Here is a 17,471-nt window from a genome sequence, read left to right as displayed (position 1 = left end):
AAGAAAAGTAAACTGCTCAGTGTAAAATTGTTGGATGGAATCCTGTGCCCGCCCCCAACGTCTGACTGACCGAAAGCGCGTCGCGATCGTCGCTGCCGCGATCGAGGAATTCCTCGCGGCCGGCTACGACGCTACCAGCATGGACCGTATCGCCGCCCGCGCGAATGTCTCGAAGCGCACGGTCTATAACCATTTCCCGAGCAAGGAAGCGCTTTTCGCGGCGATTCTCCATCAGCTGTGGGACGCGAGCCATGACGGCGATGCACCCTCTTATCGTGCTGACCAACCGTTGCGCGCGCAGTTGCTCGATCTGCTGGAGCGCAAGCTGCGGCTGCTTCACGACGAGTCCTTTTTGTCGCTTGCACGGGTGGCGATCGCGGCTGGCATACATTCACCGGAGCGCGCGCGGGACATGGTCGCTCGCATGGGCGAACGCGAGGAAGATCTGACGGCGTGGGTCCGGGCGGCCGCCGCGGACGGCCGCATCAAGACCGATGACCCCGTCTTCGCGGCACTGCAGTTGCAGGGGCTCGTGAAGGCTTTTGCCTTCTGGCCGCAAGTGGCGATGGGGCAAGTGCCGCTCGATGCCAGCGAGCAGAAGCGCATCGCGGAAGCGGCGGCGGATATGTTTCTCGCGCGGTATGCGTGAGTCGGTTCGTCGGGTTGGGGCGTCAGGTCGATCGCGTTCAGACGAGCGTACGCGTAGCAATCGCTGTGGCTTTACCCGACAGGGCAAGAAGTTCTTTGCTCGAAGGCGGAGGTGCACGCAGCAACCTTCCGGGAAGCGGCGCCGCGAGAGCGAACTCTTTCTTTTTTCGCAAACGTTTGCCCCCAGGTATCAAGTCTGAGCATCCCAAGCCGAAAACGCGTACATCGCCACGAAACTTTGGAGACCCCGACGTGACGCGCGCTGTGCTCTTACTTGCCGTAATGTTTGTAACGGGCTGCGCACAACTGCAGCAGCCCAATACGGCTCAAGCCGAGAAACCTGCGGTGTCGGACGTGATCATGAAGTTCGACATTCCCGCCGATGCACTCGGCGCGCGCGATCCGCAACTGACTACGGTGCTCGCCAAGGCGGGTGCGCTCGCCGCCGCGCAGAAGCAGCCCACTGTGATCCGCGTAACGGCGCTGGGCCAGGACTTCAAGTACATCAACCAGGCGATCTGGCGGGGCGTGCCGCAGCAGGGGCTCAAACCCACGCTCGAAAACCTTACGACCGGCGCGAACCAGACGTACAGCGTCTCGATCCAGCCGCTACATGCGGGGAGCTGACACGATGCGCCTGATTGCTTTCGCCGCGGCATCGCTATGCTTAGGTTCGGCCGCATGGGCGGGCCAGCCCGCTGCCAGCGCGCCTGCGACTGCGGCCGGCACTGCCACCGCTGTCACCACAGCCTCTGCGGACAAGGTCTACCCGCCGCTGCCCACGCTCTCCATGCTGCCGCCCTCCACCGGCGACGACGACGATCTTCCCGCGCCGCGCTCGACGTCGCACAACAAGAAAAAGACGCACCAGCACGATTGCCGCTGCGCGATGCCCACGCCGCGCCTCGTCGTCTCCGATGCGTCGCGCACCTATCTCAAGGACATCGAGCGGCAGCTCGATTCCGCGCTGGCGCAGTAAAGCAGGACCTGGAGCCCCGACTCATGGACCAGCACAAGACCAACGCCTTCCGCCCTTTGCGGTCGTGGGCCCTATGCGCCTGGGCGGCGCTGCTGGCGCTCGGCAGTTCGGCCGCGCAAGCCGCCCCGTCCGCCGACGATTGCTTCGACAAGGCCGGCGCTTACCAGGGCGTCAATCCGCACGTGCTGCGCGCCGTGGCATGGCGCGAATCGAAAGGCGACGCGAGCGCCATCAACCGCAACGCCAACGGTTCGATCGACGTGGGGCAATTGCAGATCAATTCGATCCACTTTCCTGAACTCGAGAGCCGGGGCATTCCGCACCGCGCGCTCACGGACCCGTGCGTGAATATCTTCGTGGCCGCGTGGCTGCTCAAGCAGAAGATGGTGCGATACGGCAACACATGGCGCGCAATCGGAGCGTATCACTCAGAATCGCCGCACGAGCGCGACGCCTACGCGCGCAGCATCCAGGCGATTCTCGTGAGCTGGGGGCTGTTGCAGCCGGAGCGGTAAGGTTCAGGCGCAGGCCTGTCGGGGCAAAGCCGCCACGCCCGACCTGACGAAGCAGGCAAACGCAACCCACTCCGCTAACTGCTCGTCGACGCAAGCTCCATTCGCTTGCGCTGCAGGAACCGGCGCACGGCCGGATCACGCTCAAGACCGATTGCCAGATCGTACGCGTCGAGTGCTTGCGCAGTCGCGCCGGCACGCGCGAGCAGATTGGCGCGTGCGGCCCAGTAGGGCTGGTAGTCGGCCAGCCGCGGGTCGTCCGCATACGGCGCAAGCGCGTCGAGCGCCGCCTGCGGGCCGTCGCGTTCGGCCACGGCAAGCGCACGGTTCACGGCGACCACCGGCGACGCTGCAATGGCGAAGAGCCCATCGTAGAGCTGCACGATTTCGTCCCAGTTCGGGCGACGCGTCCGGCAGCGATCCACATGCGCCGACTGCAGCGCGGCCTCGAGCTGAAAGCGCCCGATTGCGTTGAGCGCGTTCGCGCGCCGCAGCAGTGCGTTCGCCGCGTCGATCATCGGCGCGTTCCACGTTGCAGGGTCCTGGGCCGACAGCGGCACGTAGTCGCCAGCCGCATCGCGTCGCGCATCACGTCGCGCCTGTGCAAACAGCATCAGCGCGAGCAGGCCCAACGTCTCCGGTTCGTCAGGAAGCAGCTCGACGAGCAGTTGCGCGAGATACAGCGCCTCGTCGGCGAGGTCGCGTCGCTCGGTATCGCCGCCGACCGGGTCCGTCCAACCTTCCGCATACGCCGCATAGACCGCTTCGAGCACCGCGTCGAGCCGGCCGGGCAGCTCCTCGCGCTCGGGCACGCTGAACGGAATGCCCGCTTCGCGGATCTTGGTCTTCGCCCGCACGAGACGTTTGCTCATCGCGGCGGGCGACATCAGGAACGCCGACGCAATCATCTTCGCTTCCAGCCCCAACACCACTTGCAGCATCAGCGGCGTACGAATCGCGGCCTCGAGCGCAGGGTGCGTGCACGCGAACAGCAGCGCAAGCCGCCGGTCGGGCAACGCGCCTGCCTCACTCTCGTCGATCTCGTCGGCGAGGATCATCAACTGGTTCGCCACGTCGTCGCCAACCTGGCGATGACGCGCGCCGTCGATCGCCCGGCGGCGCGCGACCGTCATCAGCCACGCTTCAGGACTCGCGGGACAGCCGTGCTCCGGCCAGTCCGCGAGCGCGGCCGCGAATGCGTCGGCGAGCGCGTCCTCGGCTGCGGCGACGTCGCGCGTGCGCATCGCCAGCAGCGCGACGAGCTTGCCGTAGCTGCGGCGAGCGACCGCCTCGGCAATCGAACGCGCGGCGCCGTCATCGCCCAGGGCGCCGCCGGACGCACTCATGCAGTGGGTGCCTCGTAAGGGGCGGTCCAGACCGGGCGCACCTCCATGACGCCGTGCGCCGCGCCGGGACAACGCGACGCCCACGACATCGCCGCGTCGAGGTTCGGCACGTCGATCAGGTAGTAGCCGGCGAGTTGCTCCTTCGAATCGGAATACGGTCCATCGAGCACCTGCGGCTTGCCGTCGACGAGCCGCACCGTGGTGGCCGTGTTCGTGTGCTGCAGCCGGTTGGCCCCCACCAGAGCCCCCGCTTTCTTCAACGATTCGGTGTACGCGTGATAGGCGGCAACGCCTTGCTGCCGCTCGCTTTCGGTCATCTTGTTCCAGCCGTTTTCTTCCGAGTAGATCATCAACAGGTATTCCATTTGAGCCTCCGTCATGGGGTTGAGGCGGATGAATTGCATTGGCCGCCATCACAATGACGCGCGGGCCGCATGCTGACGGACAGGGGGCGTCAAAAAAATCGCGGACGACCGCCTGGGACCCACGCCGCATTGGAAACAGACGCCTGGATCACAGCCGGTTCGACCGTGTTTCGCCAAGCATTGTCGGACGGGTCAAGTGCCTTGTCGACCGGCGATTGGCTGCGGCGCGGTAAGGCCGGACCGCGATCCCTGTTCGGCATGATCCGGTGTCGGCGGAACACTCGCTAGGTCCTGACCGGGACAAAGGCCGGACCGGGATCAGACGTGAGAATTTCCGAAACGAAATCGATAAATACGCGGGTCTTGGTCGGCAATCGCCGGCCGGCAGGATGAACGGCGTGGATGGGCATCGGCGCCGGCGCGAAATCCGGCAACAGGCTGACGACCGCACCGCTCGCGATCTCCGGCGCAAAGAGCCACGCCGGCGCTTGAACCAGTCCCATATGGGCGAGCACGGCAGCGCGAATCTGTTCCGCGTCGCCGGTGTGAAAATTGCCGGACGGGACGTGCAAGCCGGGACCGTCGACGTTTTCGAAGCGCCACGCCCGCGGCTCGCGCAGCGGCGCGAAAACGACGCAGGCATGTCGGGCGAGATCCTGTGGCCGTTCGGGGCGCCCGTGTTTTTCGAGGTAATCCGGCGTTGCGACGACAACGACTGGGCTCGATGCCAGCTGCCTTGCAATCATCGAAGAGTCGGCAAGCCGCCCGCTTTTGATCGAAAGGTCGAAGCCCTCCTCGACCAGATTGACGGTTCGCTCCGTGGCCGACAAGTCCACCGACACGGTCGGATACCTGGCGAAAAATGCCGGCAGGCGCGGCACCACATACAGCCGGCCAAAAACCGGCGCCACGGTGACCCGGACCATCCCGGCCGGCGAAACCTGACCGCGCCCGACGGACGATTCGAGCTCCGTGAAATCTCCAATGATGCGCAAACCCGTTTCATAGACCGATTGTCCTGTCTCGGTCAGCGTCATGCTGCGCGACGTGCGCCTGACCAGTTGCGCGCCAAGATGGCGTTCGAGCGACGCGATCTGCTTGCTGACCGCGGGCTGGCCCACGCCGATTTCGCGCGCCGCCGCAGCGAAACTCCCGCTCTCGACGATGCGGACGAAAAGTTTGAGCGCATCCAGACGGTCCACTCCTTGCCTCCCAAAACTTCCGGAATGGAATTGATTGTATTCCGTTTGGCCTTCTTCTGTACGCTGCACGGAATCGATATCGTCTGCCCATCGACCACCACTAACGAAGGAGCAAATGATGAGCGTCGTACAGCAGACCAACCTGATCGAGATGCGGCACCCCTTGAGTGACGACGACCGCGAGGCGGCGATCTCGGTGCTCGACCGAACTCAGCGACTCTTTGCGGAATTCGGCGGAGCCTCGCGTGAGGCCTACGACGCGATGACGGCGCAAACGCCTATAGCGGACGGCGTCGATCTTGAAAGAGTCGAGAGCGCGGACGTAATGGGTTGGTGGATTCGGCCCGAATCCGCCGTGGCCGGCCGCGCGATCGTCTTTCTGCACGGAGGCGCGTTCGTACTCGGGTCTGCCACCGGTTATCGCGGCCTGGCGAGTCAGATCGCCGTGCGTGCCGGCATCGACACTTTCGTTCTCGACTATCCGCTTGCGCCCGAGCATCCGTTTCCCGCGGCATACGATGCCGTGATCGAAGCGTTGCGGTGGATGGCGCAGTCAGGCATTCGCGACATCGCGCTGGTTGGCGACTCGGCAGGCGGCGGGCTCGCGCTTGCGGCGCTGGGCGCTGATGGAGGCCGGTCGATGAACGTTTCTTGTGTGGCCACTTTTTCGCCGTGGCTCGATCTTGCGTTGACGGGCCCGTCGTCGCGCAGTGAGGAGACCCGCGACCCGGTCTTGACGCGGCCCATACTCGCCGATGCCGCCGCCGCGTACCTTGGGTCAGCCGATCCCGCGGACCGACGCGCGTCGCCGCTGTACCACGTTCCCGCACATCTGCCGCCGATCGCCATTCAGGTCGGTACGGACGAACTGCTGCTCGACGACGCCCGGCGCTACGCGGCTGCCGCTGCGCAGCGGGGAAACACGGTGCAGTTGGAAATCTACGAGGGACTCCATCACGTGTTCCAGCGCTCGACCGACGAGCTTGCAAGCGCCCGATACGCGTTGGACCAGGTCGCGGGGTTTGTCTTGCGATGCGGATCGGCTATCGCCAGGCCCTGAGATTCATCTGCGATCCCGGCGAGGCTGCCGCGCGCGGACCTCGACTCGAACGCCGCAAAAAAAATGGCGCCGCAGGCATTCAGCCCACGGCGCCATTTCGTGGCGCTACGACGCAAACAACACGCCGTAGCCCGGCAGCACACTTACATCGTCACGGCGTCGGCGACTTCCTTGAAGTCCTCGATCTGGTCGAAGTTCATGTATTGATAGATCTTGTCGCCGTTGGCGTTGAGCACGCTCATGTCGGCCATGTACTCTTCCTTGGTCGGGATCTTGCCGAGGCGCGAGCAGATCGCCGCCAGTTCCGCCGAGCCGAGGTACACGTTCGTGTTCTTGCCGAGGCGGTTCGGGAAGTTACGGGTCGACGTCGACATGACCGTCGCGCCTTCGCGCACCTGTGCCTGATTGCCCATGCACAGCGAGCAGCCCGGCATTTCGGTACGCGCACCAGCCGTGCCGAAGACGCCGTAATGGCCTTCCTCGGTCAGTTGCTTCTGGTCCATCTTGGTCGGCGGGGCCACCCACAGCTTGACCGGGATGTCGCGCTTACCTTCCAGCAGCTTCGACGCGGCGCGGAAGTGACCGATGTTGGTCATGCACGAGCCGATGAACACTTCGTCGATCTTCGCGCCGGCTACGTCGGACAGCGTCTTCACGTCGTCCGGATCGTTCGGGCAGGCCACGATCGGCTCGTGGATGTCGGCGAGATCGATCTCGATGACGGCTGCGTATTCGGCGTCGGCATCCGGCGACAGCAGTTGCGGGTCGGCCAGCCACTGCTCCATCGCCTTGATGCGGCGCTGCAGGCTGCGCGGATCCTGGTAGCCCTGGGCGATCATCCACTTCAGCAGCGTGACGTTGCTGTTCAGGTATTCGATGATCGGTTCCTTGTTCAGGTGCACCGTGCAACCGGCGGCCGAGCGCTCGGCGGAAGCATCCGACAGTTCGAACGCTTGCTCGACCTTCAGATCGGGCAGGCCTTCGATTTCGAGAATGCGGCCGGAGAAGATGTTCTTCTTGCCTTGCTTGGCAACCGTCAGCGTGCCTTGCTTGATCGCGTACAGCGGGATTGCGTTGACGAGATCACGCAGCGTCACGCCCGGCTGCATCTTGCCCTTGAAGCGGACCAGCACCGATTCCGGCATGTCCAGCGGCATCGTGCCGGTGGCGGCCGCGAAGGCGACCAGACCCGAACCGGCCGGGAAGCTGATGCCGATCGGGAAGCGCGTGTGCGAGTCGCCGCCGGTGCCCACGGTGTCGGGCAACAGCATGCGGTTCAGCCACGAGTGGATCACGCCGTCGCCCGGGCGCAGCGCGATGCCGCCACGGTTGCTGATGAAGTTCGGCAGCGTCTGGTGGGTCTTGACGTCCACCGGCTTCGGATAAGCGGCGGTGTGGCAGAACGACTGCATGACGAGATCGGCCGAGAAGCCGAGGCACGCCAGGTCCTTCAGCTCGTCGCGGGTCATCGGGCCCGTGGTGTCCTGCGAGCCGACCGAGGTCATCTTCGGTTCGCAGTACGTGCCCGGACGGACGCCCTGGCCTTCCGGCAGACCGCAAGCGCGGCCGACCATCTTCTGCGCCAGCGAGAAGCCCTTGCCGCTATTGGCGGGCTGCTGCGGCAGGCGGAACAGCGTCGACGGGGCGAGGCCCAGCGCTTCACGTGCCTTGGCGGTCAGGCCGCGACCGATGATCAGCGGAATGCGGCCGCCGGCGCGCACTTCATCGAACAGCACGTCGGACTTGACCTGGAACTCGGCGATCACTGCGCCGTTCTTCAGGGCTTTGCCTTCGTACGGGCGCAGTTCGACCACGTCGCCCATTTCCATCTGCGACACGTCGAGTTCGATCGGCAGAGCGCCGGCGTCTTCCATCGTGTTGTAGAAGATCGGGGCGATCTTGCCGCCGAGGCACACGCCGCCGAAGCGCTTGTTCGGGATGAAGGGGATGTCTTCGCCCGTGAACCACAGCACCGAGTTGGTGGCCGACTTGCGCGAGGAGCCGGTGCCGACCACGTCGCCCACGTACGCGACCAGGTGGCCCTTTTCTTTCAGCGACTCGATGAACTTGACCGGGCCGCGCTTGCCGTCCTCTTCCGGGGTGATACCGGGACGCGCGTTCTTCAGCATTGCCAGTGCGTGCAGCGGGATGTCCGGACGGGTGGTCGCATCCGGGGCCGGCGACAGGTCGTCGGTATTGGTTTCGCCCGTCACCTTGAAGACGGTGATGGTCAGGCTTTGCGGCACTTCCGGACGGCTCGTGAACCATTCGGCGTCGGCCCAGCTCTGCATCACGGCCTTCGCATTGGCGTTGCCCTTGTCGGCCAGTTCCTTGACGTCGTGGAACTGGTCGAACATCAGCAGGGTTTTCTTCAGCGCGTCGGCGGCCACGGTGCCCACTTCGGCGTCGGACAGCAGTTCGATCAGCGGCTGGATGTTGTAGCCGCCCAGCATCGTGCCGAGCAGTTCGGTGGCACGGGCGCGCGAGATCAGCGCGCAGGCGGTCTGGCCGTTGGCCACGGCGGCGAGGAAGCCTGCCTTCACGCGGGCGGCTTCGTCCACACCGGCGGGCACGCGATTGGTGATCAGGTCGAGCAGCGTCTGCTCTTCGCCAGCGGGCGGGTTCGTCAGGAGTTCGACCAGCTCGGCGGTCTGCTGAGCCGTCAGCGGCAGGGGAGGAATGCCGAGCGCGGCGCGCGCGGCCACGTGAGCACGAAAATTTTCAAGCATGGGGGACCTGCTGGTATTTGCGTTTCAGGGAAAGGCTTTTAAGGCACTCCAAGCTGTGCCGGGCACTGCTTCGATCGCGATTTTAATTGCAATACCCATGCAAGGTCAAATGTCTTATGTCTTATATAAGAGTTGCGCCCCTCCTGCACCGCAAAAGCACCGACTGTGTAAGCCGCTTCAATCATTCGCAGCGCCCGAACACTTTGATTACTGCCCGCTTAACGGCTACAACAGAGGATGTCCGGCGATGTTCTTCCCGGCCGGATCCAACCGGCAGCGGAGGCGTGAATGAGCTATCAACTGATGGGCAGCATCCTCGAAGTGTGTGAATGCAAGGTGCTGTGTCCGTGCTGGATCGGAGAAGATCCCGATAACGGCATTTGCCGCAGCGCGCTTGCATACCACTACGAGCAAGGCATGATCGACGGCGTCGATGTATCGGGCCTGACGATCGCGTTCGCGGCGTTCATTCCCGGCAACGCGCTCAAAGGCGGCTGGCGCGTCGCGATGTTCGTCGACGAGCGCGCGAGCGACGCGCAATTCGACGCCCTGGTTAGCGTGTACCGTGGCGAGCGCGGTGGCCCCATCGCGGATCTCGTGCAGTTGATCGGCGAAGTCGTGTCCGTGGAACGCGCGCCGATCGAATACGCGGTCGTCGACGGCAAGGGCAGGATGAAAGTCGGCGAAGCCATCGAGGCCGAGTTGGAGCCCTATCGCGGCCCGACCGGCGAGCCGACCAAACTGGTCGAAAGCATCTTTTCGACGATACCCGGCTCCCCTGCTTTCGTCGGCAAGGCGAACTCATTCCGCCTGCGGCACGAAAAGCTCGATCTCGACCTCGCCTTGACCGGACATAACGCCATTCAGGGATCGTTCAGCTTCGCGTCGTGAAGATGCTCGCACGCTCGCGGCTGTTCGCGCCGCTGTTCGTCGCATTGACGGGCAGCGCGTGGATCGCGTTATGGATATGGGACGCGGGGCCCTATGCGCGTTTTCTGCATCATGCGAGTTGGGCCGAACTGCCGCTCGTCGGCGCGATATGCCGTCAGGTGCCCGGCGCGAGCCTCACGATTGCGGCATTGCTGCACAGCGTCGCATGGCTGCTGATGATCGCGGCGATGATGCTGCCGACCGCCTTCCCGCTCTTCGACACGTTCCGGCGGATGACCGTCGCGCGCGCCAACCGGCGCACGCTGATGGCGCTTCTGATCGTCGGTTATGCGACGATGTGGGCGCTGTTCGGCGTGCTTGCGCACGGCTTCGACGCGGCGCTCCATCTGATCGCGGACCAGTCTGCGAGCTTGCTTGCAAACGGCTGGCTGATCGGCGCCGCGATCGTCGCGCTCGCGGGCCTTTATCAGTTCAGCAGCCTCAAGCACCGATGTCTCGACAAATGCCGCTCGCCGCTGATGTTCATCACCGAGCATTGGCGCGGCAGGAGCGCGCGCCGCGAGAGCTTTGCGCTCGGCATCAGTCACGGCGCTTTCTGCATCGGCTGCTGTTGGGCCCTGATGCTGCTGATGTTCGCGGTCGGCACTGGCAGCGTCGGCTGGATGCTGGCGCTGGGCGCGATCATGTCGGCCGAGAAGAATTTCCGCTGGGGCAGCTCCATCGGCAAGCCGCTCGGCATTGCGTTGCTTGTGTGGTCCGCATGGATCGTCGTACAGCACGCCCGCATCGCCTGAGCCATGCGCGGCATCTTGCGCCCCCGTAGCCCCGTTACCCCTCTGCGCTTCCAAAGAACGCAGTGAGTTCGTCGGCGACCGCGCGCGGTTGTTCTTCTGGAATGAAGTGCCCGCAGTGACTAATGATGCGGCCTTTGACCTCGGTGAAAAAGGCTCTCAAAGGTGTTGCCATATCGGCGATGGAACCTTGATCGGAACCGAGCGTCAGCAGTGGCAGGTCGAGCATGCCTCGTTGCTTCAGTTCTGCATTCTGTTGGGCGGACACATGCGCGGCCCGGTAATACGCAAGGCCCGCGCGTAAGCCGCCGTCTTTCTTGAGAATGCGTAGATATTCATCGATATCGGCGTCAGTGAAAGTATCGGGATTGGCCGCCTTTCGCCGCAAAAACCAGTCGAGGTATTCACGTTCCTTGCCGGCGAGCAGCACTTCCGGCAGGTCCGGTAGCCCGTGAAATGCGAAATGCCAGGTGCGCCATGCACGCTCGGGCGCGCTCGGCAACGCATCAGGCAACGTCACGCCGGGGATCCCCGCATCCAGCAGCGCGAGTCGCCGGATCTCGTCGCCGAACATTACGGCGTAAGGAAAAGCCACCCACGCTCCAATGTCGTGTGCAGCAAGAAAGTACCGGGTCATCCCCAGTTGCTGGAGCAAACCGTGAACATGGCTCGCAAGGGTTTGTGTGTCGTAGCCGTCCATCGGACGATCCGAATCACCTTGTCCGGGAAGGTCCGGTGCGACGACTCGGTAGGTCTTTGCAAGCAGTCCCATCACTTTGCGCCAGGCGAACCAGCTCTCGGGAAAGCCCGCGAGCAACACGACCACGTCGCCCTGTGGGTTTCCACCGGTGACGTAGTGCAGCCTCAGTCCGTCTACGGTCGCGAACTTGTGCTCGAATCCTGCTAGCCCCGCAACGGGCCTTGCTACTGGCAACGTGCTTACGAATCCGGAACTCCCTGATGGCACCGACGAGTGATGTGTTTTCACGAACGAGACTCCTCTGGGTTGGGGGATGACACCGTTGAGCGGCTTTTCTCATTGGCGGATGATGTTAGGAAATGGACATTTCCTAATAGGGCGAGCGGCACGCGGAGGTCATGCGATGCTATGTCTTGCTGTGCTTAGTCCAGCAGACGCATGGCCTGATCCGCCGCCGCCATCATGTGTGCCCGGGATCGCCCGACTTTGCCGACGACTCTCAAACCTTGCGTCAGACTCAGCAGTGCGCGGCCGGTAGCGTCCGGATCCACGGCGGACGCGATCGAACCGTCTGTCTGGCCCACTCGGATCAAACGACACAACAGACGCTCCGTTCGCTGCAAAGACGCGACCACGTGACTCGCGACCTCATCATCGAAGGCCAGCAGGTCGACTGCACTTCCGACTACGAGACAGCCTCGCTTGCCCTCATCGCCAATTGCAGACTCAGCATAAAACCGCAGAATGGCCCGTACCTTGTCGCGGCCGGTCTGCTCCGCGTCGAGCAGGCTCTGCAACTGGTCATTTCGTAGGTGGATGTAGCGCTCGAGCGCGGCAAGGAATACCGCTCGCTTATCGGCGAACGCCTTGTAGATACTGCCGGCCGTGAGCCCCATCGCGGACCCAAGCTCGCCAAGAGACGTCCCTTGATAACCGCGCTCACGAAAAATCTGGATTGCGCCGTCCAGCGCGACGTCCATGTCGAATTCGCGTGGACGACCTGGAGCACGTGGCTGTCTGGCAGCATGGTTGCGTGTAGTCATACAGCGATTATAGGAAATGATCATTTCCTAATCAAGCTGTCCCAACGTGTACAGGCATTCGCGCCAGGCTCGTCCACCGTCTCATCCACTTTTTCCGTGTACGACTTTTATCCGAGGCCACTGGGGACGATCGGCCGTGACGCGGTCCAACCAATCCGGTGTAGTCTGACAGTCCGGTGCTCATTTCGGAGGCGGCATGGAACGGGAGCTGAAGCTGCGCGTTGCAAACGAAGATCTCGTCAAATTGCGTAACGCGTCGATGCTTGCGCAATCGGAAGCCACAGCGGGAACGCCTCACCTGCTGACGAGCACCTATTTCGACACGCCCGATTTTTCATTTCACTGGTGCGGGGCTTCGCTGCGCGTGCGCACCGTCGGCAACGAGAAAATCCAGACGCTGAAGCGCGAAGGATCGGCCAAGGCGGGGTTGTTCGACCGGGACGAGTTCGAGATGCCCGTGAATACCGACGCGCCCGATCTAACGCTGCTGTACGACCAGATCCCCGACGACAGCGACTGCGGAAAGCTGATTCGCGACGAGACCGTTGCGGCCCAACTGAAGCCGGTGTTCGTCACGCGGATCAACCGGTCAGCGTTTGTGCTGCGCCAGCCGTCCGGAGACGAACTCGAGCTTGCTCTCGACGAAGGAAGCGTCGAAGCGGATTCGGGATCAGTGCAGATCGCCGCGGTGGAACTGGAACTGAAACAGGGCAATCCGGATGTGCTGTACCGTGTCGCGCTGGAAATGCTCGAAACTGTGCCGCTGCGTATCGATCATCGCAGCAAGGCAGATGTCGGGTATGCACTGCTCATTGACGAGCACAGCGAGGCGGTGAAAGCGCAACCAGTGCGACTGAACAAACGCGACTCGGTCGAGGATGCGTTCTGCGTGATTGTGCGCAACTGTCTGGACCAGGTCCACGCGAATGAACGGGGCGTCGTGTCGGGCCACGATCCATCGAGCGTCCATCAGATGCGCGTGGGACTTCGTCGCTTGCGTTCGGCTCTCGACCTGTTTGCGAAGGTCATCCCCGCCTCGTCCGGATTCGACGAGGAGTTGCGCTGGATTGCCTCGGAACTCGGCGGCGCGCGCGACTGGGAAGTGCTTGCGGGATCGACGCTCGACCATGCCGGCGCCGACGGCAATGCGGACGAGATCCGGCCCGTCAGACAGGCGTGCGAGCAGATTGCCGTCAACAACCGGCAGCGCGCGGCGGCCGCGGTCGAGTCGGTTCGCTACACGCGGCTCGCGCTCCAGTTCGCGCTCTGGATGAACCGCAAAGGTTGGCGAGATGAGATGTCCGACGAACAGCGCAACGCAATCAGCGGCCCGGTGAAGTCATTCGCCGCCGATGTCCTGCGTCGTCGGCACAAGAAACTGATCAAACGTGGCAAGGGTTTGGCCGATCTGGACGATCACCGTCGTCACCGCGCCCGCATCGCGGCGAAAAAAGTTCGATACGCCACCGAGTTCTTTGCGTCGCTATGCCCGAAGCAGGCCGTTCGCCATTATGTCGACGCGCTCACCGCGCTTCAGGATGATCTCGGCTGGCGCAACGATGCCGTCGTCGCCGATCAGCTTCTGAAGTCGTTGTTGAAAACGTCGCCGGAAGCAGCCTCGGGCGCGGCCTTCGCACGCGGCTTCCTCGCGTCACGCGTCGCTGCCGATCATCAGACATTGAAGAAGCTGTGGAAGCGCTTCAAACTGCTTTCGTCACCGCACTGACGCGAACAATTCACCGCGATGTATCCGGGCACGAACCTGTCACGCGCAACACTCATCGTGAGGTCTCACGATGTTCGAGATCGAAGTCTTATTATCCGAACAAACGCGACCACGCCGCGCGTATGCGGCGCGCGCGGTCCTCGAACAGGTACGACGCAGCGAGCGCGAACAGGCCTGACATGACCCCCGTCGCGACGTGTTCGAGAACATGAAAGCGGTACTGGCTCAAATGAGAGTAGGCATCGCCGATAGCGGTCAGGCAACCGACGAGCAGCGCGTTGCTATAGCGATTCCCGTACCACTTCGCCGCCGGGGTGAAGGTGAGCAGCAGGGCGAGCACACCGGTGAGCAGCCCGGTTTTGAATGCGATCGCCCAGTGCGTGAGGCTCATGATGTTGCCCCAGCTCCCCGGCATACAGGTCATGCACGCGCTGGTTGGCTGCCAGAAACGCTGGATAAACAGTTTGAAGCGGCGTTTCCATGCGCTTCCCATGATGTACTCCACGATATCCAGCGCGAGATTTCACGCAGACATGGTACATCGCGAGCGTGGCGTGGCGTGTGATGAGCGTTCCCACCTGATGGATCCGACAGGCAAACGCCAAAGGCTATGACGACCGATCGCGATTACGCGCACGCGTGGCGCCCGTAATCACCGCAATGCCGAGCAGGATCACGGCCACGATTGCGATGATGTGCTGCGCGACATGCAGCGCCATCAATCCCCACGCGACGCCGCCAATGAAAATGATCCATCCGACCAGATAGATGAGCAGGGTCATCGATTTCTCCTTGTGGTTCCGGCCAATGGCGCCGGTTGCCCGCGCTGCTAGATTTACCGTGCGCTCCGATGATCCGCTGACAGCACTCCTAGCGGCGCATGGCGCGGTGCACACGACGCCCTCGCCGCAAAAGCGATCAACGGGTCTCTCTCCGAGCACATTGCACGCCTGATCGTCAGACGCAAGGACGAGCCGAGCTATCAGGGCACGTTCACGGGCGCGCGCCGGTACTGCTGCCGCGGCCTCACAGCAGCGCTTACTGGCCGAGTTGCCAGCGCAGGATGGGGTGGGTCGCGCCGGCAGGCATGACCCACGCGCCGGTTGGACTGAAATCCCACGATGCGTCGAAGCTCGCCGGGTTGCTCATTTGAGCAGTCGTGAACCCGTTTGACGCGGGCAGTTGCGACACGTCTCCAGTGCTCACCGTACGTGTCGTCGTCTCTTTGTCCCAGTAGACATTGCCTGCAATCGTTCCGCTGGCGCCGTATGCCACGATTCCCCCGTAAGTGCCGTAGCCCGGGCCTTGGTAGGAAGGTCCTAGCACCGGACCAACCGCGAACGACTGCTCGATCACGCCGCTATTCGCGAACGCCAATCCGCCAGCCGCAAAAAGCCCTAACACCCTGCCGGCGGCATAAGACTGTGACACCGTGCCACTGTTGATGCCGACGAGTCCGCCCGGTTCCATCCGCACATCTCCGCTAACATCCGCGGTAGTAAATGATTGAACGATCCGGCCGGTGTTGACGCCGACGAGCCCCCCTGCCTCGCCGGCATCATTCACTGAAGCGCTGCTCCACGAGCGCTCGATGAGACCATCATTGGTGCCCACCAAACCGCCGATCGGAACGTTCCCATAGTGGGGCGACGTACGCAGGCCGGTCGTATACGCGTAGGTGATCAACCCCTGGTTCCGGCCGGCCAGTATGCCGTACGTGACAGAGATGGGATCGTTGAACGAAATGTCGAAGAAGGCCGTAAGCTCGCTGTTCGTCATGCCGACGTTGCGTACGACGCCCGTGCTCCCGATTTCGCCGAACAGGCCAAGCGACCGGGTACCCGACGGCGAGTAATACTCCTGCTGACTGAAGTGGTCGATCACATGTCCCATGCCGTCGAACTGGCCTGAAAAAGGTGTTGCCGCGCTGCCGAGCGAGATGAAGTCGACGCCGCCGGAGGGGGTGGAAGAGAGATTCGTCGCACTCGCGTCAATATCCTTGCCGAGCGCATAGTTGCCGGTCAGATCGAGCGATATGTTCTGCAGGTCGGAAAGCGAATTGACGAGCTTGTAGCCGGTCACTTGCGTGAGAAGACCGCTATAGGGCGCGGCAGTCCACGCGGTATTCGAGCGGATGATTCCTGGGCTGTAGCTGCCGTTCATGTCATAGAACGAACTCACCGAACCGGTACTTACCGACCAGTCGATCGTGCCGCGGTTGGTCACGCTGGCTGCGTTGTCGATGCCCGTCACGTCGGCCCGCAAACTCAGGTTGCCACTGCCGGTGCTCCTGAGCGTCGTCGCAGGTGCGATCGTCACGTTGCCAAAAGCGGCGAGCGATAACGACGCCGGTCCTCGCCAGTTGAGATTCGACGCAACCGTCATGTCGCCGCTTGCGCCGTTCGTGCCGGTCGCGGTTGCATCGACGGATGTGCCGGCCTTCAGACTGCGCATGAAGGCGTCGGCTGTGCCGCGATCGATCGTGAAGTTTGGCGTCGACGCGTTCCAAAGCCCTGCTCGGACGCGGGCGCCATGCGCCAGCGTGAGTGTGTCGGCAAGCGTATCGACGGTGCCGCCGCTGCCGTCGGCATTCGTTGCGGCGATCGTGCCTTGCTGCGTAACGTGCCCGTTGTCGGCGACCAGCCAGATGTGGCCGCCACGCATCGCCGTGCCCGTCGCGCGGATACGCGAGCCACCACCTGCAAGGGCATAGATATTCCCGTCGGCCGCTTCCAGATTGATCTGCGCGGCTTGCGTGGCACCGCGATCTATCACGGTCCCTGTGCTGCCTATCTGCACGAATACCTGCCTGCTGCCCGACGATTCGAGCAACGCCACTTGCTGCCCCGTGACGAATTCCGCGGTGCCGTTCGGTGCGCTGACCGAGCCCGCATTGACCACGACACCGCGTGCAATCAGGAAAACATCGCCTCCGCTGGAACTGATGTTGCCGAGATTCACTACATTGCCATTCGATGTGCCCGTGAGCGTGAGCGTCCCGCCATTCACGAAGGGTGTATTCGGCAGATCGAGCGTTGAAGCAACGAATCGTCCGCCGGTAGTGATAGTCCCGCTACGACCCACCACGATGCCTTGCGGGTTGATCAGATACACGCTGCCAGTTGCCTTCAGGCTGCCGAGAATCGCGGAAGGCGCGCAGGCCGTCACGCGATTGAGCGTTGCGCCCGAACCGTTGTCGAAGTTGACGGCGCTGCCTTTGCCGATCGAGAAGCTGCTCCAGTCGATCACGCCGCGAGTCGAGTTCGGCTGCGTGACGGTGATCACGTTGCCCTGACCGGCGATGGTTCCCGCCCCGGCAACATAGTGCCCGCCCTGCGGAAGCACGCCACCGGCAAAGGCCGCGTGCGCCAACGACAATCCAGCGATGAAGGGTGAGATGTGTTGAGACGGATGTAGGCGATAGAGTGCGCGCAGTATCGGACGACTTAATGACAATGGTGTCATATGTCCCCCTTCCG

The 17,471-nt window shown here is 63.1% G+C and carries 17 protein-coding genes; 8 read left to right on the top strand and 9 right to left on the bottom strand.

What is annotated here, in order from left to right; translation table 11 throughout:
- Positions 1 to 34: 34 nt before the first annotated feature.
- From OKW35_RS13180 to OKW35_RS13165, 4 genes are all read left to right on the top strand, one after another.
- Positions 35 to 649: a TetR/AcrR family transcriptional regulator gene (locus tag OKW35_RS13180; protein ID WP_184067909.1), complete on the top strand. Its 615-nt coding sequence runs from the start codon at positions 35 to 37 to the stop codon at positions 647 to 649.
- Between the two features lie 251 nt (positions 650 to 900).
- A complete protein-coding gene (locus OKW35_RS13175) occupies positions 901 to 1,275 on the top strand; it encodes a hypothetical protein (RefSeq protein WP_429552250.1) in 375 nt (124 codons plus the stop codon).
- A 4-nt stretch (positions 1,276 to 1,279) separates the two neighbouring features.
- Complete coding sequence (locus tag OKW35_RS13170; protein ID WP_184044876.1) at positions 1,280 to 1,627, top strand: hypothetical protein; 348 nt, start codon at positions 1,280 to 1,282, stop codon at positions 1,625 to 1,627.
- A gap of 23 nt (positions 1,628 to 1,650) precedes the next feature.
- Positions 1,651 to 2,142, top strand: a complete 492-nt coding sequence (locus OKW35_RS13165) for a lytic transglycosylase domain-containing protein (protein WP_429354337.1) — start codon at positions 1,651 to 1,653, stop codon at positions 2,140 to 2,142.
- Positions 2,143 to 2,216: 74 nt separating this feature from the next.
- On the opposite strand, the gene OKW35_RS13160 is transcribed toward OKW35_RS13165, so the two are convergent.
- The 3 genes from OKW35_RS13160 to OKW35_RS13150 all read right to left on the bottom strand — a co-directional run bounded on the left by OKW35_RS13160 (position 2,217) and on the right by OKW35_RS13150 (position 5,052).
- Complete coding sequence (locus tag OKW35_RS13160) at positions 2,217 to 3,485, bottom strand: RNA polymerase sigma factor (RefSeq protein WP_429552249.1); 1,269 nt, start codon at positions 3,483 to 3,485, stop codon at positions 2,217 to 2,219.
- Complete coding sequence (locus tag OKW35_RS13155; RefSeq protein WP_184023933.1) at positions 3,482 to 3,850, bottom strand: YciI family protein; 369 nt, start codon at positions 3,848 to 3,850, stop codon at positions 3,482 to 3,484. The genes OKW35_RS13160 and OKW35_RS13155 overlap by 4 nt, the downstream gene beginning before the upstream one ends.
- 284 nt (positions 3,851 to 4,134) lie before the next feature.
- Positions 4,135 to 5,052 (bottom strand): LysR substrate-binding domain-containing protein, encoded by a 918-nt coding sequence (locus OKW35_RS13150; RefSeq protein ID WP_429552248.1) that lies wholly within the window; start codon positions 5,050 to 5,052, stop codon positions 4,135 to 4,137.
- A gap of 115 nt (positions 5,053 to 5,167) precedes the next feature.
- Between OKW35_RS13150 and OKW35_RS13145 the strand changes: the two genes are divergently transcribed.
- Positions 5,168 to 6,112 carry an alpha/beta hydrolase fold domain-containing protein gene (locus OKW35_RS13145; protein ID WP_429552247.1) on the top strand — a complete coding sequence of 315 codons (945 nt, stop codon included), beginning with the start codon at positions 5,168 to 5,170 and terminating at the stop codon, positions 6,110 to 6,112.
- Positions 6,113 to 6,255: 143 nt separating this feature from the next.
- Here the strand turns inward: OKW35_RS13145 and acnB are convergent, their stop codons facing one another.
- On the bottom strand, positions 6,256 to 8,841 hold the full coding sequence (acnB, locus tag OKW35_RS13140; RefSeq protein ID WP_184067887.1) for a bifunctional aconitate hydratase 2/2-methylisocitrate dehydratase: 2,586 nt from the start codon (positions 8,839 to 8,841) through the stop codon (positions 6,256 to 6,258).
- 288 nt (positions 8,842 to 9,129) lie between these two features.
- On the opposite strand from acnB, the gene OKW35_RS13135 reads away from it, so the two are divergent.
- Positions 9,130 to 9,732, top strand: a complete 603-nt coding sequence (locus OKW35_RS13135) for a DUF1326 domain-containing protein (RefSeq protein ID WP_429552246.1) — start codon at positions 9,130 to 9,132, stop codon at positions 9,730 to 9,732.
- A gap of 2 nt (positions 9,733 to 9,734) precedes the next feature.
- Complete coding sequence (locus tag OKW35_RS13130; protein WP_184067959.1) at positions 9,735 to 10,526, top strand: DUF2182 domain-containing protein; 792 nt, start codon at positions 9,735 to 9,737, stop codon at positions 10,524 to 10,526.
- Between the two features lie 34 nt (positions 10,527 to 10,560).
- Here the strand turns inward: OKW35_RS13130 and OKW35_RS13125 are convergent, their stop codons facing one another.
- Together OKW35_RS13125 and OKW35_RS13120 are read right to left on the bottom strand one after the other, a co-directional pair.
- Positions 10,561 to 11,385: an alpha/beta fold hydrolase gene (locus OKW35_RS13125; protein WP_429552777.1), complete on the bottom strand. Its 825-nt coding sequence runs from the start codon at positions 11,383 to 11,385 to the stop codon at positions 10,561 to 10,563.
- A 260-nt stretch (positions 11,386 to 11,645) separates the two neighbouring features.
- Complete coding sequence (locus OKW35_RS13120; RefSeq protein WP_429552245.1) at positions 11,646 to 12,203, bottom strand: TetR/AcrR family transcriptional regulator; 558 nt, start codon at positions 12,201 to 12,203, stop codon at positions 11,646 to 11,648.
- 259 nt (positions 12,204 to 12,462) lie between these two features.
- Here OKW35_RS13120 and OKW35_RS13115 point away from each other — a divergent pair, with 259 nt between their 5' ends.
- Positions 12,463 to 13,992 (top strand): CHAD domain-containing protein, encoded by a 1,530-nt coding sequence (locus OKW35_RS13115; RefSeq protein WP_429552244.1) that lies wholly within the window; start codon positions 12,463 to 12,465, stop codon positions 13,990 to 13,992.
- A gap of 91 nt (positions 13,993 to 14,083) precedes the next feature.
- On the opposite strand, the gene OKW35_RS13110 is transcribed toward OKW35_RS13115, so the two are convergent.
- From OKW35_RS13110 to OKW35_RS13100, 3 genes are all read right to left on the bottom strand, one after another.
- Positions 14,084 to 14,485, bottom strand: a complete 402-nt coding sequence (locus tag OKW35_RS13110) for a hypothetical protein (protein ID WP_090810890.1) — start codon at positions 14,483 to 14,485, stop codon at positions 14,084 to 14,086.
- Between the two features lie 115 nt (positions 14,486 to 14,600).
- Positions 14,601 to 14,774, bottom strand: coding sequence for a hypothetical protein (locus OKW35_RS13105; RefSeq protein ID WP_013093753.1), 174 nt, complete (start codon positions 14,772 to 14,774; stop codon positions 14,601 to 14,603).
- Positions 14,775 to 15,030: 256 nt separating this feature from the next.
- Positions 15,031 to 17,457: a filamentous hemagglutinin N-terminal domain-containing protein gene (locus OKW35_RS13100; RefSeq protein ID WP_429552243.1), complete on the bottom strand. Its 2,427-nt coding sequence runs from the start codon at positions 17,455 to 17,457 to the stop codon at positions 15,031 to 15,033.
- Between the last annotated feature and the right edge of the window lie 14 nt (positions 17,458 to 17,471).

Origin of the sequence: Paraburkholderia sp. MM5477-R1 (assembly GCF_050436385.1) — a bacterium.
GTDB lineage: Bacteria > Pseudomonadota > Gammaproteobacteria > Burkholderiales > Burkholderiaceae > Paraburkholderia > Paraburkholderia tuberum.
The sequence above is the reverse complement of the archived record's forward strand: the minus strand, read 5'-3'. Positions and strand labels throughout refer to the sequence as shown.